A 20,075-nucleotide genomic window follows, 5' to 3' on the forward strand; every position below is an offset into this window, starting at 1 on the left:
GCTTTTTAAATGAAGAAATATGATTATCTGATCGTTGGAGCAGGTTTGTTTGGGGCTGTGTTTGCACATGAAGCGGCCCAAAAAGGGAAAACTTGTCTTGTGATCGATAAAAGAGATCATATTGGCGGAAATATTTATACAGAAGAAGTAGAAGGGATCCAGGTACACAGATACGGAGCCCATATTTTCCATACATCAAAGAAGAATGTGTGGGAATACGTGAACCAGTTTGCAGAGTTTAATCATTTTGTAAATTCTCCGGTAGCTATCTACAAGGATGAGCTTTACAACCTGCCCTTTAACATGAACACCTTCCATCAGCTGTGGGGAGTAAAGACTCCGGCAGAGGCAAAGGCAAAGATCCAGGAGCAGATCAGCCGTATGCATATCACCCATCCAAAGAACCTTGAAGAGCAGGCTCTTGCTTTGGTTGGACAGGACGTATACGAAAAACTGGTAGAGGGCTATACCAGAAAGCAGTGGGGCAGAGAGTGTAAGGATCTTCCTGCATTTATTATCAAACGTCTGCCGCTTCGCTACATTTATGATAACAATTACTTTAAAGATCCTTATCAGGGAATTCCAGTGGGGGGATATACCAAGATCATTAAGAAACTTCTGGAAGGAGTGCAAGTGTGCCTGAAAACGGACTTTTTTGCCAATCGTCAGGAGCTGTCTGCACAGGCTGACAAGATCCTGTTTACAGGAATGATCGATGAATTTTATGATTACTGCTATGGGGAACTGGAGTACCGTTCACTTCGCTTTGAAACTGAGGTTCTGGATATGGGCAATTACCAGGGCAATGCAGTTGTGAATTACACAGATTATCAGGTGCCTTATACCAGGATCATTGAACATAAGCATTTTGAGTTTGGCACACAGCCTAAGACTGTGATCACCAGAGAATATCCGGCAGCATGGGAAAAGGGCAAAGAGCCCTATTATCCTATCAACGACATGAAGAACAGTGAACTGTTTGACAAATATGAGCGCAGAGCCTTAGAAGAGAAAAATGTACTGTTCGGCGGACGTCTGGGTATGTATCGTTATATGGATATGGATAAAGTAATCGAAGAAGCCCTGAATATGGCAGAGACAGAACTGACCTATGAGGAACAGTGACCTGCCGCCAATCGTAACAACAGAAAGAGAAAACCAGGAGGATATTGAATTTATGGATACACCTATTATTACACAGTATTATAAGGAACATGACCCCATGAAAAGAAAAGAGCTGCTGGAGCAGTCCATTGCAGCAGGAGAGTGTCCCGAGGAGAATCAGATCCGTAAGGAACTGTGGGAGATCCGTTATGCAGAGCCATCCAAAGTAGACAAGGAGAATCGTGCAGACGGTTTCCTTTCACTGTGGATGGTCATGGAATTCAATAAAGAAGCAGGTAAGAAGCTGTTTGGATTTAAAGGTGCACAGAAAGAGATCAACAAGCATTTAAACCGCCTTCAGTTTGATCAGCTGAGAAGCAAGGGGGAGCTGTATGAGGAGATTTTGTACAGAGAATGCTGTCATCTTGTACAGATGTATGTGGATCTTTGCCAGACAGACAGATCCTATAATACCACTCTTTGCGGGATCGTAAGCATTAGCAAGGACAAAGCAAAGCAGAAGATCCAGAAGGATATTTATGAAACAGCCATTCATCTCCCAATGTCCATCAAAATGGAAGAAGAACTTAGTCTTATCACCAGAGCCGCCCGTGAGGTGTATGAACTCTACTTTCCCGGAGAGGGAGGCATCTGATTATTAACATGAGGGAGTTTACAGATTGGATAAAGGGAAGATGGGGCAAGGCTGTTAAAAAAACGGCAGCAGCAGTTTGTGCGCTTTGTCTTTGCATGCCCCAGACTGTATACGGCAGACCTGCTGTTTCCTCAGGGAACAGCATACAGATCAAGGATATTCCGCCTGCAGTTTCAGACAGCAAAAATACAAATAAAGTATCTTTTTACAGAAAAAACGGCACACTATATAAAACAGTATCCGTAGATAAGGAAGGTTATATTACCCTGCCTGGGATAAAGAATACATCTGCCTGCACATTTATGGGCTGGTCGGACAAACCGGGGCAGACGAAAGCACCAAAATATGAAACTGGTCAGAGGATACGGATTAATAGAAATCAGAAGCTTTATGCAGTGATGTTCAGAAGAAACAGGGAGCCGGATCTGAAAGAAAATCAGCTGGAGAAAGTAAACCTGTCCAAATACCGTAAGGTGATTTTTGTAGGGGATTCCAGAACACGGGGCATGGAGAAAACCTTTCTGGTTGATTTTGGAAAGGTGCCTAAGGGCGTATCCATGATCGCAAGAGGAGGACAGGGGCTATACTGGCTGAAGCAGACTGCAGTGCAAAGATTGTTTGCGGAGGTTCGCTGCCCTGCTTCAGAGAAACGGCCTGCAGCTGTAATATTTAACCTTGGTGCAAATGACCTGTCCTACTGTAACGCATACATTACCTATATGAATCAACTGGCAGAAAAGCTGAAAGCAAGAGGATGTAAGCTTTTTTACATGTCTGTGAATCCAATGAATAATGCTATGCGAAGGTCTGTATATAAAAACGAGACCAAGATCCGGGACTTTAATAACAGACTGAAAGCCGGACTTAGTGACAGCTTTACTTATATTGATACATACCGCTTTCTGATGCGTACAGGCTACAGTACTTTAGGCGGTGTGGGAAAGACTGTACGGTATGATGACGGTCTTCACTATGATAGTACTACCTATAAGCGTATTTATAATCAGTGCATAAAAAAGATCAATGGTAAATAACTGGAGGCATTTATGGATAAAGAAAAATTAACAGCCTACAAACTGATCAGGGAAGAGAATCTGACAGATATTCATTCTAAGGGATATATTCTTTCCCACAGGAAAACAGGGGCAAGGGTAATGCTGATTGAAAATGATGATGAGAACAAGGTTTTCTCCATTGCATTCCGCACTACCCCCAGGGACAGCACTGGAGTTCCTCACATTCTGGAGCACAGCGTGCTGTGCGGGTCTAAGGAGTTTCCGTTAAAGGATCCATTTGTGGAACTTGTAAAAGGTTCCCTGAATACATTTTTAAATGCAATGACATATCCGGACAAAACCTGTTATCCGGTAGCCAGCTGTAATGATCAGGATTTCCAGAATCTGATGCATGTATATCTGGATGCTGTATTTTTTCCAAATATATATCAAAAAGAAGAGATTTTCCGCCAGGAAGGCTGGAACTACCATTTGGAAAAGCCGGAAGGACCGCTGACCTATAATGGAGTTGTTTATAATGAGATGAAAGGAGCTTTCTCTTCACCGGATGATGTACTGGAAAGGGAGATCATGAATACTCTTTTCCCGGATACTACTTATGGGGTAGAATCAGGCGGTGACCCGGAGTCTATCCCGGATCTGACTTATGAACAGTTCCTTCAGTTTCACCGAACCTATTACCACCCTTCCAACAGCTATATTTACTTGTATGGCAATATGGATATGGCCGAAAAGCTGGAATTTATTGACAAACATTATCTGTCCGGGTTTGAAGCACTGGATGTGGATTCCCACATTGCTCCCCAACCTGCATTTAAAGCCTGCAGGGATACTGTGAAGGAATATCCTGTGGCAGAGAATGAAGGAGAAGAGGACAACTCTTATCTTTCTTACAATATGGTCGTGGGAGATACTACTGATAATGTGAAATGCCTGGCATTTGAGGTGCTGGATTATGCCCTTTTAAGTGCACCGGGGGCACCTTTGAAAAAAGCCCTTCTGGATGCAGGGATTGGTAAAGACATTTACGGTTCCTTTGAGGATGGGATTTTACAGCCATATTTTACAATTGTGGCAAAAGGATCCAATCTTGATAAAAAAGAGGAATTTGTAAGTCTGATCCGTCAGGTTTTAGGTGAGATCGTCCACAATGGTGTAGATAAAAAAGCAATCCTGGCAGGAATCAATTATATGGAGTTCCGATACAGAGAAGCAGACTTTGGTTCTTATCCCAAGGGGCTGATGTACGGACTGGACATTATGGGTGACTGGCTGTATGGTGATGAAAAGCCCTTTGCACAGGTTCAGCAGCTGGCTGTTTTTGAGCAGTTGAAAAAATCTGTAGATGAGGGATATTTTGAACAGCTGATCCGCGACTGCCTGCTTGAGAATCCCCATGGGGCTGTGCTTTGTCTTGTTCCCAAAAAAGGGCTGGCAGCAAAGCGTGAAAAAGAACTGGCAGATAAGCTGGAGAACTACCGCAAGAGTCTGTCAGAAAAAGAACTGGCTGAAATGGTTAAAAGGACACAGGAACTGGAAGCCTATCAGGAAGCTGAGGAGGATCCGGCTTTTCTGGAGTGTATCCCTATGTTGAAACGGACAGACATTAAAAGGGAAGCTGCAAAGCTGACCAACGATCCCCAGCAGGTGGATGGAAGTCTGTTCCTTTACCATGATGTGTGTACTAATGGCATCGGATATACAGATCTGATGTTCCAGGTACAGGATATGGAAATAGAAAAGATCCATTATCTTGGATTGTTAAAGTCTGTGCTTGGATTGGTAGATACAGAGAATTATACCTACGGTGCATTGTTTAATGAGATCAATGAAAACACAGGCGGGATCATGTGCGGTGTGGAAGTTTTTGATGATGCAAAGGATCCTCAGAAATTCACAGCGATGTTTTCAGTAAGAGGTAAAGCTCTTTATCCTAAGTATGAATTTCTGTTTTCTATGATCCGTGAGATTTTGTGTACTTCAAAGCTTACAGATACAAAGCGGCTCTATGAGATCATTGCCCAGATCAAATCCAGAGCACAGGCATCTCTTGTATCAGCAGGACATCAGACAGCTGTGCTTCGAGGCTCATCCTATGGATCCCGGATGGCTGCATTTCAGGATGAAATGGCAGGAATCGGTTATTATCACTTTATCGAAAATCTGGAAAAGGATTTTGAAGCAAAGAAAGATGAGATCGTGCAGAACCTGCAGCTGGTGATGGGACAGATCCTTTGCCAGGAAAATATGAGCATTAGCTATACCGGTGAAAAAGAATCTGTGGAGATGGTAAAGACACAGTTTGTTTCCCTGAAAAAGCTTATGGCACATATGACTGAAACAGACGGAAAACAGCAGATCAGTTGTACAAAGAAAAACGAAGGCTTCAAAACAGCCGGGCAGGTACAGTATGTAGCCCAGACAGGTAATTTTGTGGAAAAGGGCTTTGCTTATACAGGTGCTCTGGATATTCTGAAAGTGGCATTAAGCTATGACTATCTCTGGATCAATCTTCGTGTAAAAGGCGGCGCATACGGTTGTATGAGCGGATTTAAGAGAAATGGAGAAAGCTTTTTTGTTTCTTACAGGGATCCTCATCTGGCACGTACTCTGGATGTATATAAAGGGGTTCCGGAATACATCCGTCATTTCAACTCAGATGAAAGAGAAATGACCAAATATATTATCGGTACCATCAGTGGCAAGGATGTGCCAAGGACTCCAATGATGCAGGGGGCGATTTCCAAAACAGCCTATTTTTCTCATGTTACAGAGGAAATGCTTCAGAGGGAGCGTGATCAGATCCTGGATGCAACCGTAGAAGACATCCACAATCTGGCACCTGTTGTGGAGGCTGTGCTGTCTGACGGCCAGATCTGCGTGGTAGGAAGCGAAAGCGAAGTAGAAAAGAACAGAGATCTTTTCATGGAAACAAAGTCACTGATCACCTGTTAGAGAGGAATACGTATTTTATGAATGAAAATTTTAAATCCGGTTTTGTGGCTATTATCGGAAGGCCGAATGTGGGAAAATCCACATTAATGAACCATCTGATCGGCCAGAAGATCGCTATTACTTCTAAAAAGCCCCAGACTACAAGAAACAGGATCCAGACCGTATATACCTGTGATCAGGGACAAATCGTATTCCTGGACACACCTGGTATCCATAAGGCCAAAAATAAACTGGGAGAGTATATGGTTGCTGTGGCAGAACGTACCCTGAAAGAGGTAGATGCCATTATGTGGCTGGTAGAACCCACCACCTTTATCGGGGCAGGCGAAAGGCATATTGCCGAGCAGCTTCAGCAGGTAGGGGTTCCGGTGATCCTGATTATCAATAAGATCGATACCGTCAAAAAAGAAGAGATCCTTCCTGCCATTGACACTTACCGCAAAATCTGTGATTTTGCAGAGATCATTCCCTGCTCTGCGCTTCGCGGACAGAATACAGAGGACATTATTGACAGTATTTTCAAGTATCTTCCCTATGGCCCCATGTTTTACGATGAGGATACTGTTACAGACCAGCCCCAGAGACAGATCGTAGCAGAGATCATCCGTGAAAAGGCTCTTCATGCTTTGGATGCAGAGATCCCCCATGGAATCGCAGTGGCCATTGACAGAATGAAGGAGCGTCCTGGGAAGAACCTGATGTATGATATAGAAGCAACTATTATATGTGAGCGGGATTCCCATAAAGGGATCATTATCGGCAAAGGCGGTGCCATGCTGAAAAAGATCGGCAGCAATGCCAGATATGAATTGGAACGGATGCTGGAAGCAAAGGTAAATCTTAAGCTTTGGGTAAAAGTAAAGAAAGACTGGCGCGACAGTGATTTTATGATCAAGAATTTTGGTTATGACAAGAAGGAAATCTGAAAATGAGTGATCTGATCACAGTACAGGGAGTCGTTCTGTCTGCAATGCCTGTAGGAGAATATGACAAACGGATCCTTCTTCTTACAAGGGAGCGGGGGAAGATTTCAGCTTTTGCAAAGGGAGCAAGGCGGCAGAACAGTCCGTTTATGGCAGCTGCCAATCCCTTCGTTTTTGGAAGTTTTACCCTTTATGAAGGGCGCAGCAGTTACAACCTGAACCAGGTATCAGTTACCCATCATTTTGTGGAGCTTGCAGGAGAGCAGCCGGGTATCTATTATGGTTACTATTTCCTGGAATTGGCTGATTATTTTGGACAGGAAGGCACAGATGAAAAAGAAATGATGAATCTTTTATATCTTTCTGTACGTGCGCTTTTGAATCCAAAGATTGATGACAGACTGGTGCGGTGCATATTTGAACTGCGTACTATGGCGGAACAGGGACTGATGCCGGAGGTTTTTTCCTGTGGCAGCTGCGGACGCAGAGCAGGAGAAATGAAAGAGCTTTTCTTTTCCCAGAGCCTTCACGGCATTGTCTGCCGGGAATGTGTGGAGCAAAGGACAGCACCGGATGCCATCAGGGTCTCCGGTGCTGCAGTATATGCCATGGAATTTATTGTAAGCCAGCCAATGAATAAGCTGTATACCTTTACTGTGAACGAACAGGTACTTAAGGAACTGGAGCGCTGCATCCATACATATGTGGAAAGAAATACAGACAGAAAGTTTAAAAGTCTTCAGGTCCTGGAAGTGATGAAATAATTTCAAGGTTGAAAAACCAAGGGGATGCTAGTATAATTAGGAACATCAGATGTAAGGTGACATGCGCATCTTGCAGCAGGAATGACAGCATTCCTGAATAAATAAAACCGCTGCTTGCAGGCGGAATATCATGAAGAGAAAATGAGGAGAACTGTTATGGAAAAAACAATGGACAAGATCGTAGCATTGGCAAAAGCCAGAGGCTTCGTATATCCCGGTTCAGAGATTTATGGTGGTCTGGCGAACACATGGGACTACGGCAATCTGGGTGTGGAATTAAAGAATAACGTAAAGCGTGCCTGGTGGCAGAAATTTGTTCAGGAGTCTCCTTATAATGTAGGCGTTGACTGTGCCATCCTTATGAACCCTCAGACATGGATCGCTTCCGGACATCTGGGAGGATTTTCTGATCCTCTGATGGATTGTAAAGAGTGCCATGAGCGTTTCCGCGCAGATAAGCTGATCGAGGATTTCTGTGCAGAGAAAGGCTTGGAGATCGAAGGCGGATCCGTTGACGGATGGTCCCAGGAGAAGATGATGGACTTTATCAAAGACCATTCCATTCCGTGTCCCACCTGTGGGAAGCACAACTTTACAGACATCCGTCAGTTTAACCTGATGTTCAAAACATTCCAGGGTGTTACAGAAGACGCTAAGAACACTGTATATTTAAGACCTGAGACTGCACAGGGTATTTTTGTTAACTTCAAGAATGTACAGAGAACTTCCAGAAAGAAGATTCCATTTGGTATTGCTCAGATCGGTAAATCCTTCCGTAATGAGATCACACCAGGTAACTTTACATTCCGTACCCGTGAGTTTGAGCAGATGGAGCTGGAGTTCTTCTGTGAGCCAGATACAGACCTGGAGTGGTTTGCATACTGGAAGAAGTTTTGTCTTGACTGGCTTAGTGCCCTTGGCCTTAAGGAGGATGAGGTACGTTACCGTGACCATTCACCGGAGGAGTTAAGCTTCTACAGCAAGGCTACCACAGACGTTGAGTTCCTGTTCCCATTTGGATGGGGCGAGCTGTGGGGGATTGCAGACAGGACTGATTATGACCTGACACAGCACCAGAACGTATCCGGCCAGGATCTGAGTTATTTTGATGATGAGAAGAAGCAGAAATACATCCCATACGTGATCGAGCCATCACTTGGTGCTGACCGTATGGTACTGGCATTTCTGTGCAGCGCTTATGATGAGGAAGTTCTGGATGCTGAGAAGAATGATGTACGTACTGTGCTTCGTTTCCATCCGGCACTTGCACCTGTAAAGATTGGTGTACTTCCGCTTTCCAAGAAGCTGAATGATGGTGCTGAGGCTATTTATCACAGTCTTTCCAGGAAATATAACTGTGAGTATGATGACAGAGGAAATATTGGCAAGCGCTACAGAAGACAGGATGAGATCGGTACACCGTTCTGTGTCACTTACGACTTTGATTCTGAAACAGATGGCTGCGTAACCGTACGTGAGCGTGATTCCATGGAGCAGGTACGTATTAAGATCGATGAGCTGGATGCATATTTTGCAGATAAGTTCACTTTTGAGGTAGGTAAATAATCGGAGGTAAAAGGGTCTGCCTGTGAAAGGGCAGGCCCCTGTTTATTTTATGGAAAAAAGATGGGAAACACTGGATATCCTGAAATGTATATGTGCTTTTGGTGTGATCAGCATACATCGGGGATTTCCGGGAGACACTGGGATGTATCTGAAGATCTTTTTCAGGTTTGCAGTTCCTGTGTTTTTTATGATCACAGGGTTTTTCTACAGTGATACCATAAGAAAAGGGAAACAAAAAAAACAGATCCTTAAGATCCTGAGGATAGGGATCCTGGCGAACCTGTTTTATTTTGTATGGGATCTTTTTATTGTGTATTATTATGGCACAGGCAATATTGAGGGAAAGCTTCAGAAGCTTCTTACCCCTGAGAAGATCCGTGATCTGCTCATTACCAATGAATCTCCTTTTCGTTCCCATCTGTGGTATCTGGGTGCTATCCTGTATGTGCTGATCCTGGCAGCCTGGCTTGTAAAAAAAGAAAAACAGTATTGGATGCTGATCCTGACACCCTTTCTTCTTGCCGGGGATCTGATCTTTGGAAAGTATTCACTGCTTTTATGGAACCAGGAGATTGATTATATTTACGTAAGAAATTATCTGTTTGTAGGGATTCCTTATTTTGCCATTGGCTGGGCGTTAGGGATCCATAAAGAGAAAAAGCTGGAAAAAAGCCGCTGGTGGAAGGGACTTTTGTTTCTTGCAGGTGGGGCAGTATTTACCTGGACCAGCTTTTACGAAAGACGATATCTGGAGTCTGTGCAGGCAAATGCACCACGGGAGCATTATATCAGCACTACGTTTCTTACTGTGTGTGTATTTTGTGTGTTCCTTTGCTGGGCAGGTTTTTACAAAAGAAGGATTCTTACCGGATTTTTTGCATGGCTGGGCAGGAATTGTGCAACAATGATCTATATCCTTCACCCGGCTGTGATCACAGTGATGGATCTTTATCTGAAAGACGGTACAGATCCGTGGAGTATGGCATATAGCACATATGCACCTGTGCTGATATTTGCATGTACAGCTATTATTTCCATGATTTTATTTGGCGTAAAAAATATATTAATCAAAATCTTACAATAAAACATTGACTTCCTACACTTTGGTTGTTAAAATTTACTATTATAAACCAATGTAGAGGAGGAAATGTCACTATGGGGAAAAAAAGAAACATTATCGTAGGTCAGTCAGGAGGTCCTACTTCTGTTATTAACTCCAGTCTTGCAGGCGTATACAAGAATGCCATTGAGCGAGGCTTCAACAAAGTTTATGGTATGCTGCACGGGATCCAGGGACTTTTGGATGAACAGTACATTGATCTGTCCACGCAGATCCATTCCGAGATTGATATTGAACTGTTGAAGAGAACACCGTCTGCTTTTCTTGGGTCATGCAGGTACAAGCTGCCGGAGATCCATGAAGACAGAGATATTTATGAGAAGATTTTCAAGATCCTGAACAAGCTGGATATTGATGCATTTATCTACATTGGCGGTAATGATTCTATGGATACCATTAAGAAGCTTTCCGACTATGCCATCCTTACCGGCCAGACCCAGAAGTTCCTTGGGGTGCCTAAGACCATTGATAATGATCTGGCACTGACAGACCATACTCCTGGTTTTGGTAGTGCTGCCAAATATATTGGGGCATCCACAAAGGAAGTGATCCGGGATGCGGAAGGCCTTACCTATAAGAAAAATATGATCACTATTATGGAGATCATGGGCCGTAATGCAGGCTGGCTTACCGGTGCCACTGCTCTTGCCAAGACAGAAGAGTGTGAAGGTCCGGATCTGATCTATCTGCCAGAGGTTCCTTTTGATATTGACCGTTTTTTGGTAAAGGTAAAGGAACTGCTGAAAAAGAAATCCTCTATTGTGATCGCAGTCTCTGAGGGTATCAAACTGGCAGATGGACGTTATGTATGCGAGCTTGGAAATGTAGGAGACTATGTAGATGCCTTCGGACATAAGCAGCTGCAGGGTACAGCTACTTATCTGGCCAATTTCCTGGCAGCAGAGTGTGGATGCAAGACCCGTGCAGTGGAGCTTTCTACTTTACAAAGAAGTGCATCCCATATGGCATCCAGAGTTGACATTGACGAAGCATTTATGGTAGGCGGCGCTGCGGTGAAAGCAGCAGATGAAGGAGATACAGGTAAGATGATCGTGATCGACCGTGTATCAGATGATCCTTACATGGCTGCTACCGGGATTTATGATGTGCACAGGATCGCCAATGAGGAGAAGCTGGTTCCAAGAAGCTGGATGAATAAGGATGCTACCAATGTTACCAAGGATTTCATTGATTATATCAAGCCTCTGATCCAGGGAGACTATCCTCCGATGATGGTAAACGGACTGCCCAGACACCTGGTATTAAATAAAAATGCAGGAAAAAAACGAAAATAGACAAAAAAGACTGGTAAAAATACAGACACAGCGAAAAATAGCCTTGACTATTGCCGGATAACTCTATAAAATAACTATGTGCGTATAAAAAACATATTTCATGTTGAAAGAACAATTTATTTAGGAGGAAAATGTAAAATGGCAAAATGGGTTTACATGTTTACAGAAGGTAACGCTGATATGAGAAACCTTCTGGGTGGTAAAGGTGCCAACCTTGCTGAAATGACAAACCTGGGTCTTCCTGTTCCGCAGGGCTTTACAATCACTACTGAGGCTTGCACACAGTATTATGAGGACGGCAGACAGATCAATGACGAGATCATGGGTCAGATCATGGAAGCAATCACCAAAATGGAAGGAATCACCGGCAAGAAATTTGGTGATAAAGAAAATCCTCTGCTTGTTTCCGTTCGTTCTGGCGCTAGAGCTTCTATGCCAGGTATGATGGATACTATCCTGAACCTTGGTTTAAACGAAGACGTTGTTGCTGTATTATCTGAGAAATCCAACAATCCACGTTGGGCATGGGACTGCTACAGAAGATTCATCCAGATGTATTCTGACGTAGTTATGGAAGTTGGTAAGAAATATTTTGAAGAGCTGATCGACAAAATGAAAGCTGAGAGAGGCGTTAAGCTTGACGTTGAGCTTACAGCTGACGACCTTAAAGAGCTTGCTATGCAGTTCAAAGCTGAATATAAAGAGAAAATCGGTGCTGATTTCCCATCTGATCCGAAGGAGCAGTTAGTTGGTGCAATCAAAGCCGTATTCCGTTCCTGGGACAACCCACGTGCTAACGTTTATCGTCGTGACAACGATATCCCATATTCCTGGGGTACAGCTGTAAACGTACAGATGATGGCATTTGGTAACATGGGTGATGACTGTGGTACTGGTGTTGCATTTACAAGAGACCCAGCTACAGGAAACAAAGGTCTGTTTGGTGAGTTCCTTACCAATGCACAGGGCGAGGACGTTGTTGCTGGTGTTCGTACACCTATGCACATTGCTGAGATGGAGCAGAAGTTCCCTGAAGCATTCGCTAAATTTACAGAAGTTTGCCATACTCTGGAGACACACTACAGAGATATGCAGGATATGGAGTTCACTGTTGAGCATGGCCAGTTATACATGCTGCAGACACGTAATGGTAAGAGAACCGCTCAGGCTGCTCTGAAGATCGCTTGTGACCTTGTTGACGAGGGAATGAGATCTGAGGAAGAGGCAGTTGCAATGATCGATCCTCGTAACCTTGATACACTTCTTCATCCTCAGTTCGATGCTAAGGCTCTTAAAGCTGCTACACCGATGGGCAAAGGTCTTGGAGCTTCTCCTGGAGCTGCTTGCGGTAAGATCGTATTCACAGCTGATGACGCTGTTGAATGGGCTGAGAGAGGCGAGAAGGTTGTTCTTGTTCGTCTTGAGACATCCCCAGAGGATATCACAGGTATGAAATCTGCTCAGGGTATCCTGACAGTTCGTGGTGGTATGACATCTCATGCAGCAGTAGTTGCCCGTGGTATGGGTGAGTGCTGTGTATCCGGATGCGGTGATATCGCTATGGACGAAGCTAATAAGAAATTTACACTTGGCGGAAAAGAGTTCCATGAGGGAGACTTCATCTCCATCGATGGTACAACAGGTAACATCTATGACGGTATCATCCCGACTGTAGATGCTACAATCGCTGGTGAGTTCGGCCGTATCATGGCTTGGGCTGACAAATACAGAACTATGAAGGTTCGTACAAACGCAGATACTCCTGCTGACGCTAAGAAAGCAGTTGAGCTTGGTGCAGAAGGTATCGGTCTTTGCCGTACAGAGCATATGTTCTTCGGCGAGGGACGTATTGATGCATTCCGTGAGATGATCTGCTCCACAACAGCAGAGGAGAGAGAGAAAGCTCTTGCAAAGGTTCTGCCATATCAGCAGGATGACTTTGAAGGACTGTTCGAGGCTCTGGAAGGCAACCCGGTAACTATCCGTTTCCTGGATCCGCCGCTTCATGAGTTCGTTCCTACAGAGGAAGAGGATATTAAGAAGCTTGCTGAGGCACAGGGCAAGAGCGTTGAGGAGATCAAGACGATCATCGCTTCCCTTCACGAGTTCAACCCGATGATGGGTCATCGTGGATGCCGTCTTGCAGTTACCTATCCTGAGATCGCTAAGATGCAGACAACTGCAATCATCCGTGCAGCTATCAAAGTTAAGAAAGCACACGCTGATTGGGACATCTGCCCAGAGATCATGATCCCGCTTGTAGGTGATGTAAAAGAGCTTAAATATGTTAAGAAATTCGTTGTTGAGACAGCAGATGCTGAGATCGCAGCAGCAGGTGTTGATCTGAAGTACGAAGTTGGTACTATGATCGAGATCCCACGTGCAGCTATCACAGCTGACGCTATTGCAACAGAGGCAGACTTCTTCTGCTTCGGTACAAACGACCTTACTCAGATGACCTACGGATTCTCCCGTGATGATGCTGGTAAGTTCCTGAATGCTTACTATGACGCTAAGATCTTCGAGAACGATCCATTTGCAAAACTGGATCAGGTTGGCGTTGGCAAGCTGATGGAAACAGCTATCAAATTAGGAAAACCGGTTAATCCAAACCTTCATGTAGGTATCTGTGGCGAGCATGGTGGAGATCCGTCTTCTGTAGAGTTCTGCAACAAGATCGGTCTTGATTATGTTTCCTGCTCACCGTTCCGTGTACCGGTAGCTCGTCTGGCAGCAGCTCAGGCAGCAATCGCTGAGAAGAACGCATAATTAAATTATTATAAAAGGGCAGCGCAGGATATCCTAGTTTGAGGTGATTTTGCCAGCCACCCTGATAATTGTCCAAACGTAAGAATTGACCTTGCAGGTCTGAGAAATCAGATCCGCAAGGTCTTTTTTGCATAGTTCTGCATCTTGGTGCTTTGAGTAAAATAAAGGAATGATTGCAGGAATTTATTAAAAATCCCTTGAAATAATGTAAAGAATATATTACCATATAGCTAACGAACGATAGCTTAAAAGCCGTATAAATGCAATTTTTTGAAGAGGTAAAATGGATTGAATCATAACAGAAAAGAAGAGATCATATTGACAACACTAGAGCTTGCTGCTGAAAAAGGTCTTGCAGGTGTTTCCATGAGCATGATAGCTGATAAGATTGGCATCAAGAAACCATCGCTTTATAAGCATTTTTCCTCTAAGGAAGAAATTGTGGAAGCAATGTATCAGTATTTAAGAGAACAGTCCAAGAAGAATGCTGGTATAAAACCGTTGGATTACAGCCTGTTTTTTCAGGGAAAAACTGCATATGAGGCATTGCAGGGAGTGGTGCAAGGCTATATCAATATGAACCATCAGGAAAAGATGCTTGCCTTCTATAAGGTGATATACTCTGAGCGTAGTATCCAACCAATGGCAGCAAGAATTGTAGCAGAAGAAACGGAACGGATGATTATTGCAACCAAGCAGTTATTCTATGCAATGGAAGTACATAAGATGCTTCATTTTGAAAATGCAGATATGAGTGCGGTCAGCTTTGCCATGACAATCCATGGTCTGATGGATTATGAATTGGATCAGAAATATGGATATAATAAGGAACATATAGATCATAAGCTTTTAGACGATTATCTGAATTGGTTTTGCAAAGAAAATGCTGTTAAGAATGGTGATTAGCAATAAAAAAAGAATTCTGCTTCTGTGGGTAACGCATTCGCTGTTTATGGGGAAGCTGTTTTATCAAAAATATGCTATACTTTTTTTCGGAGGTGCATAAAATGGATCAAATTAAAATTGGAAAATTTATAGCTGACTTGCGGAAAGAAAAAGGTTTAACACAGAAACAGCTGGGAGAGAAGCTGGGTGTAACCAATAAAACAATTTCACGTTGGGAGAATGGCAACTATATGCCTGATGTTGAAATGTTGTCAATACTGTCAAAAGAATTTAGCGTAAGTATTAACGAGATTATAAGTGGAGAACGGCTTGCTGCAGAGACCTTTAAGGAAGCTGCCGACAGCAATCTTATGACAGCGCTGGATAACAGCACTTTTACGCTGAAAGAAAAGATAACATTTTTTAAGAAAAAATGGCTGCATGAACATATTGCAACGATCATTCTGTGTGTCGTTGCCTGGGTAGGCCTTGTAATATCCCTGAAACTAAAATTACAGGATACAGATGCATATGTGCTTTTGGGCGCAATTGGCAGTATGATTGCTGTATTTTTTTATATAGTGCTGTACAACCGAATGATGGCATATGTGGAAAGTCATGCCTATCCACCAACATCAGATATGAAAACACAAAAAGAAAAAATACCGCCTGTGTAAAATTACACAGGCGGTAAATCATTATCGGACGATAAGTGCTCTGGAAAATTAGCAAATACCCTGAGCCATCATAGCATCAACAACCTTCTCGAAGCCGGCGATGTTAGCGCCTGCTACATAGTTGTCTTCCATGCCGTAGCGTTTTGCTGCATCATCTGCCTTGTGGAAGATATTGATCATAATGTTGTGAAGCTTCTCATCTACCTCTTCAGCAGTCCAGGAAAGTCTCATGGAGTTCTGGCTCATCTCAAGAGCAGAAGTAGCAACACCACCAGCGTTAGCTGCTTTACCAGGCATAAAGAGAACACCATTCTCCATCAGGTAGCTTGTTGCATCAAGAGTAGTAGGCATGTTAGCACCCTCAACTACATATTTGCAGCCATTTGCTACCAGTGCTTTTGCACCGTCAAGAGAAAGCTCGTTCTGAGTTGCACATGGCAGATATACATCACATTTGATATTCCAGATGCCGAGACCTTCTGTGTAGGTAGCACCTTCAACACGGTCTGCATATTCTTTGATACGTCCACGTTTCACTTCTTTGATATCTTTTACGATATCAAGCTTGATGCCTTCCGGATCATGGATAAATCCGTTGGAATCGCACATGGCAACAACCTTGCCGCCTAACTGCTGTGCTTTTTCTACTGCATAGATAGCAACATTACCGGAACCGGTAACTACGAAAGTCTTGCCGGCAATTGCATCCTTGTGTGCTTTCACGATCTCGTCCAGCATGTATACAACACCATAGCCTGTAGCCTGGGTACGGATCAGGGAACCGCCATAGGTAAGACCCTTACCTGTAAGAACACCCTCATAAAGGTCACGGATACGTTTGTACTGTCCGAACAGATAACCGATCTCGCGTCCGCCTACGCCGATATCACCAGCCGGTACGTCAGTGTCAGCACCGATATATTTGGAAAGCTCTGTCATGAAGCTCTGGCAGAATGCCATAACCTCTCTGTCAGATTTACCCTTAGGATCGAAGTTGGAACCACCCTTGCCACCGCCGATAGGAAGACCTGTCAGAGAGTTTTTGAAGGTCTGCTCAAAACCAAGGAATTTCAGGATACCCTGGTTTACTGACGGATGGAAACGAAGACCGCCCTTGTAAGGTCCGATCGCACTGTTGAACTGTACACGATATCCTTTATTTACCTGAACAACACCGTTGTCATCAACCCACGGAACACGGAAGGAGATAATTCTTTCCGGCTCAACAAGGCGCTCCAGAAGGGAAACACTGCGGTATTTCTCCTCATTTTTGTCGATTACTACTTTAAGAGAATCAAGAACTTCCTTTACAGCCTGATGGAATTCCGGCTCGCCAGGGTTCTGTGCTACGACTCTCTCATAAACTTCTTCAGTATAAGACATTGTAGTTCCTCCTCATCCATATTGATTTTGATATGAAAATTTTTTCGAGTGCTATTATACACTAAAGTATTAAAAAAGAAAAGAGCTACATTTATTTTTTTTTAACAGAGTTACAATTAATTTTTTTTTTAACAATCTTCATGGGATGAGGACTTGCGAAAAATCGGTAAATATGAGAAGATAAATATAATCGTTGTGCCCTCAGGGCAGAAAAGAGGTAATTATGAGAAAATTTGAAAAATCCAGTAAACTTGATAATGTATTATATGATGTGCGTGGACCTGTAGTAGATGAGGCAGCAAGGATGGAAGAGGACGGTATGGAGATCCTGAAGCTGAATATCGGCAATCCCTATCCCTTTGGCTTTTCAGCACCCCAGGAGGTAATTCTGGATATGCTGAGTAATGTACGTACATCCCAGGGCTATTCTGATTCCAAAGGGATTTTTTCTGCAAGAAAAGCTATTATGCAGTATTCTCAGCTGAAGAAGCTTCCCAATGTTACCATGAGTGATATTTATACAGGTAACGGTGTAAGTGAATTGATCAATCTGTGCATGCAGGCACTCCTGAATAATGGGGATGAGATCTTGATTCCTTCGCCGGATTACCCCTTATGGACAGCTACAGCTACTCTTGCAGGTGGAAATGTTGTCCATTATATCTGCGATGAGCAGTCTGACTGGTATCCGGATATGGATGATATCCGCAGCAAGATCACAGACAGGACAAAGGCCATCGTTATCATTAACCCCAATAATCCTACCGGTGCAGTATATCCCAAGGAAGTGCTGGAGCAGATCGTACAGATCGCAAGAGAGCATGAACTGATCATCTTTTCAGATGAGATTTATGACCGTCTTGTTATGGATGGATATGAACATACTTCCATTGCGTCCCTGGCACCGGATCTGTTCTGTGTTACATTTTCAGGACTGTCCAAATCTCATATGATCGCAGGCTTCCGTATTGGGTGGATGATCCTCAGCGGTGCAAAGAACAAGGCAAAAGGTTATATCGAAGGCCTGAATATGCTTTCCTCCATGCGGCTTTGCTCCAACGTTCCTGCTCAGTCTATCGTACAGACTGCTCTTGGCGGCTATCAGAGCGTGAATGAATATATCCAGCCGGGTGGAAGGATTTATGAGCAGAGAGATTATATCTACAAGGCACTTACTGATATTCCAGGGATTACAGCAGTAAAACCAAGGGCTGCATTTTACATTTTCCCTAAGATCGATACTGAGAAATTCAATATTATGGATGACGAGCAGTTTGCCCTGGATTTCCTTCATGAGAAGCAGGTACTTCTTGTGCCTGGAAAAGGCTTTAACTGGGGACAGCCAGATCATTTCCGCGTTGTGTATCTGCCAAATGTGCGCCAGTTGGAAAAGGCAACTGACAGGTTGAGAGAATTCCTTTCCACTTATCATCAGCGATGATAAGAATCAGCTTATGACAGCTTCTTTAAGGATACCGGGATACTTTGAATAGAGTGAACAATAACATGAATTTGTGCGGGAATGCAGCTGGATGGATTCTTTGGTTTACCTGAAGGAAATATGATGTTATAATATTGCCAATAGAAAGGAGATTGTTTAATGACAGGATTTAATATGAAAGTAACGCCGGAAATTGAAAATCTGACGGAGATCTGTAAAGATCATTCCACCCTGGACCTTTCTCTTTATGGGAAATATGATGTAAAGCGCGGTTTGCGAGATGTGAATGGTAAAGGTGTGCTGGCCGGACTTACCCAGGTATCCAATGTGTGTGCCACAAAGGTAGTGGATGGCAAGGAAGTGCCATGTGCAGGAAAGCTGTCTTACAGGGGATATGATATCAAGGATCTTACCAGAGGCTTTATTGAGGATGACCGATTTGGCTTTGAGGAAACAACCTACCTTTTAATGTTTGGTAAACTGCCAACTGCGCAGGAACTGCAGGATTTTACCAAACTTCTTGCAAATCAGAGATCACTGCCTACCAATTTTGTCAGAGACGTGATCATGAAAGCACCTTCCAAGGATATTATGAATTCACTGTCAAGGAGTGTGCTTACTCTTTACTGTTATGACAAAAATCCAGATGATATTGCACTGCCTAATGTTCTGCGTCAGTGTTTGAACCTGATCAGCGTATTCCCGCTTTTGTCAGTTTATGGCTATCAGGCATACAATCATTATTCATGTGGGAAGAGCCTGTATATCCATAATCCTAAGAAGGATTTGTCTACTGCGGAGAATATTCTCCGTATGCTGCGCCCAGATAAGAAATACAGCCATTTGGAGGCAAAGATCCTGGATCTTGCACTGATTCTTCATATGGAACACGGCGGTGGTAATAACTCCACATTTACCACAAGAGTTGTGTCTTCTTCAGGTACAGATACATATTCTGCTGTGGCAGCAGCTCTTGGCTCCTTAAAAGGACCAAAGCATGGCGGTGCCAATATTAAAGTAGTGAGCATGTTTAATGATATGAAGAAGCATATCAAAGATTTCTCTGACGAAGATGAGATCCGCGTATATCTGAGGAAGCTTCTTCACAAAGAAGCCTTTGATAAACGGGGACTGATCTATGGTATGGGACATGCAGTTTATTCCGTATCTGATCCACGTGCACAGGTATTGAAGGGCTTTGTAGAGAAGCTTGCCAAGGAAAAGGGCAGGATGAAGGATTATCAGTTGTATGCCAATGTAGAGCACCTGGCACCGGAGGTGATCGCACAGGAGCGCCGGATCTACAAGGGCGTAAGCGCCAATGTGGATTTTTACAGCGGTTTTGTGTACAGCATGCTGGATCTTCCTCTGGAATTATATACACCTATGTTTGCTGTGGCACGTATTGTAGGATGGAGTGCGCACCGTATGGAAGAGCTGATCAATGTAGACAAGATCATCCGTCCGGCTTATAAGAATGTACTGGATCCGTCAGAGTATGTGCCGCTTAGCGACAGGTAAG

The 20,075-nt window shown here is 43.6% G+C and carries 15 protein-coding genes; 14 read left to right on the forward strand and 1 reads right to left on the reverse strand.

Going from position 1 to position 20,075, the window contains the following annotated elements; genetic code table 11:
* The first annotated feature begins 9 nt into the window (after positions 1 to 9).
* The 12 genes from glf to AB5916_RS01490 all read left to right on the forward strand — a co-directional run bounded on the left by glf (position 10) and on the right by AB5916_RS01490 (position 15,729).
* Positions 10 to 1,125, forward strand: a complete 1,116-nt coding sequence (gene glf / locus AB5916_RS01435; RefSeq protein WP_368188960.1) for a UDP-galactopyranose mutase — start codon at positions 10 to 12, stop codon at positions 1,123 to 1,125.
* A complete protein-coding gene (locus AB5916_RS01440; RefSeq protein ID WP_368188962.1) occupies positions 1,112 to 1,759 on the forward strand; it encodes a DUF6553 family protein in 648 nt (215 codons plus the stop codon). Before glf ends, AB5916_RS01440 begins: the two co-directional genes overlap by 14 nt.
* 8 nt (positions 1,760 to 1,767) lie before the next feature.
* Positions 1,768 to 2,793, forward strand: a complete 1,026-nt coding sequence (locus AB5916_RS01445; RefSeq protein ID WP_158422033.1) for an SGNH/GDSL hydrolase family protein — start codon at positions 1,768 to 1,770, stop codon at positions 2,791 to 2,793.
* Positions 2,794 to 2,805: 12 nt separating this feature from the next.
* Complete coding sequence (locus AB5916_RS01450) at positions 2,806 to 5,730, forward strand: insulinase family protein (RefSeq protein ID WP_368188963.1); 2,925 nt, start codon at positions 2,806 to 2,808, stop codon at positions 5,728 to 5,730.
* Between the two features lie 17 nt (positions 5,731 to 5,747).
* Positions 5,748 to 6,656 (forward strand): GTPase Era, encoded by a 909-nt coding sequence (era, locus tag AB5916_RS01455; protein WP_368188964.1) that lies wholly within the window; start codon positions 5,748 to 5,750, stop codon positions 6,654 to 6,656.
* A 2-nt stretch (positions 6,657 to 6,658) separates the two neighbouring features.
* Entirely contained in the window at positions 6,659 to 7,417 is a 759-nt protein-coding gene (gene recO, locus AB5916_RS01460; protein ID WP_368188965.1) for a DNA repair protein RecO, read from the forward strand.
* A 156-nt stretch (positions 7,418 to 7,573) separates the two neighbouring features.
* Positions 7,574 to 8,983 (forward strand): glycine--tRNA ligase, encoded by a 1,410-nt coding sequence (locus tag AB5916_RS01465; RefSeq protein ID WP_158422029.1) that lies wholly within the window; start codon positions 7,574 to 7,576, stop codon positions 8,981 to 8,983.
* Between the two features lie 49 nt (positions 8,984 to 9,032).
* A complete protein-coding gene (locus AB5916_RS01470) occupies positions 9,033 to 10,067 on the forward strand; it encodes an acyltransferase (RefSeq protein ID WP_368188966.1) in 1,035 nt (344 codons plus the stop codon).
* A gap of 71 nt (positions 10,068 to 10,138) precedes the next feature.
* Positions 10,139 to 11,398, forward strand: a complete 1,260-nt coding sequence (locus AB5916_RS01475) for a 6-phosphofructokinase (RefSeq protein ID WP_158422027.1) — start codon at positions 10,139 to 10,141, stop codon at positions 11,396 to 11,398.
* Positions 11,399 to 11,536: 138 nt separating this feature from the next.
* Positions 11,537 to 14,167, forward strand: coding sequence for a pyruvate, phosphate dikinase (gene ppdK / locus AB5916_RS01480; RefSeq protein WP_368188967.1), 2,631 nt, complete (start codon positions 11,537 to 11,539; stop codon positions 14,165 to 14,167).
* Positions 14,168 to 14,455: 288 nt separating this feature from the next.
* The gene (locus AB5916_RS01485; protein ID WP_368188968.1) at positions 14,456 to 15,073 is read left to right on the forward strand and encodes a TetR/AcrR family transcriptional regulator; all 618 of its coding nucleotides are present in this window, start codon (positions 14,456 to 14,458) and stop codon (positions 15,071 to 15,073) included.
* Between the two features lie 101 nt (positions 15,074 to 15,174).
* Positions 15,175 to 15,729 carry a helix-turn-helix domain-containing protein gene (locus tag AB5916_RS01490; RefSeq protein ID WP_368188969.1) on the forward strand — a complete coding sequence of 185 codons (555 nt, stop codon included), beginning with the start codon at positions 15,175 to 15,177 and terminating at the stop codon, positions 15,727 to 15,729.
* Positions 15,730 to 15,777: 48 nt separating this feature from the next.
* On the opposite strand, the gene gdhA is transcribed toward AB5916_RS01490, so the two are convergent.
* Positions 15,778 to 17,112, reverse strand: coding sequence for an NADP-specific glutamate dehydrogenase (gene gdhA / locus AB5916_RS01495; RefSeq protein WP_368188970.1), 1,335 nt, complete (start codon positions 17,110 to 17,112; stop codon positions 15,778 to 15,780).
* Positions 17,113 to 17,335: 223 nt separating this feature from the next.
* Between gdhA and AB5916_RS01500 the strand changes: the two genes are divergently transcribed.
* Together AB5916_RS01500 and AB5916_RS01505 are read left to right on the forward strand one after the other, a co-directional pair.
* The gene (locus AB5916_RS01500; protein WP_368188971.1) at positions 17,336 to 18,553 is read left to right on the forward strand and encodes an aminotransferase class I/II-fold pyridoxal phosphate-dependent enzyme; all 1,218 of its coding nucleotides are present in this window, start codon (positions 17,336 to 17,338) and stop codon (positions 18,551 to 18,553) included.
* Between the two features lie 159 nt (positions 18,554 to 18,712).
* A complete protein-coding gene (locus AB5916_RS01505; RefSeq protein ID WP_368188972.1) occupies positions 18,713 to 20,074 on the forward strand; it encodes a citrate/2-methylcitrate synthase in 1,362 nt (453 codons plus the stop codon).
* Position 20,075: the final 1 nt, after the last annotated feature.

Origin of the sequence: Blautia sp. 1033sp1_1033st1_G9_1033SCRN_220408, from assembly GCF_040929965.1 — a bacterium.
GTDB classification, from domain to species: domain Bacteria; phylum Bacillota; class Clostridia; order Lachnospirales; family Lachnospiraceae; genus Blautia_A; species Blautia_A ammoniilytica.

What these genes read in the sequence shown, in the direction of transcription:
- AB5916_RS01500 (WP_368188971.1), top strand. Translation starts at nt 17,336, where the DNA reads ATGAGAAAATTTGAAAAATCCAGTAAACTTGATAATGTATTATATGAT.
- AB5916_RS01445 (WP_158422033.1), top strand. Translation starts at nt 1,768, where the DNA reads ATGAGGGAGTTTACAGATTGGATAAAGGGAAGATGGGGCAAGGCTGTT.
- AB5916_RS01465 (WP_158422029.1), top strand. Translation starts at nt 7,574, where the DNA reads ATGGAAAAAACAATGGACAAGATCGTAGCATTGGCAAAAGCCAGAGGC.
- AB5916_RS01470 (WP_368188966.1), top strand. Translation starts at nt 9,033, where the DNA reads ATGGAAAAAAGATGGGAAACACTGGATATCCTGAAATGTATATGTGCT.
- AB5916_RS01450 (WP_368188963.1), top strand. Translation starts at nt 2,806, where the DNA reads ATGGATAAAGAAAAATTAACAGCCTACAAACTGATCAGGGAAGAGAAT.
- ppdK (WP_368188967.1), top strand. Translation starts at nt 11,537, where the DNA reads ATGGCAAAATGGGTTTACATGTTTACAGAAGGTAACGCTGATATGAGA.
- AB5916_RS01490 (WP_368188969.1), top strand. Translation starts at nt 15,175, where the DNA reads ATGGATCAAATTAAAATTGGAAAATTTATAGCTGACTTGCGGAAAGAA.
- era (WP_368188964.1), top strand. Translation starts at nt 5,748, where the DNA reads ATGAATGAAAATTTTAAATCCGGTTTTGTGGCTATTATCGGAAGGCCG.
- recO (WP_368188965.1), top strand. Translation starts at nt 6,659, where the DNA reads ATGAGTGATCTGATCACAGTACAGGGAGTCGTTCTGTCTGCAATGCCT.
- AB5916_RS01440 (WP_368188962.1), top strand. Translation starts at nt 1,112, where the DNA reads ATGAGGAACAGTGACCTGCCGCCAATCGTAACAACAGAAAGAGAAAAC.
- AB5916_RS01505 (WP_368188972.1), top strand. Translation starts at nt 18,713, where the DNA reads ATGACAGGATTTAATATGAAAGTAACGCCGGAAATTGAAAATCTGACG.
- gdhA (WP_368188970.1), bottom strand. Translation starts at nt 17,112, where the DNA reads ATGTCTTATACTGAAGAAGTTTATGAGAGAGTCGTAGCACAGAACCCT.
- AB5916_RS01475 (WP_158422027.1), top strand. Translation starts at nt 10,139, where the DNA reads ATGGGGAAAAAAAGAAACATTATCGTAGGTCAGTCAGGAGGTCCTACT.
- glf (WP_368188960.1), top strand. Translation starts at nt 10, where the DNA reads ATGAAGAAATATGATTATCTGATCGTTGGAGCAGGTTTGTTTGGGGCT.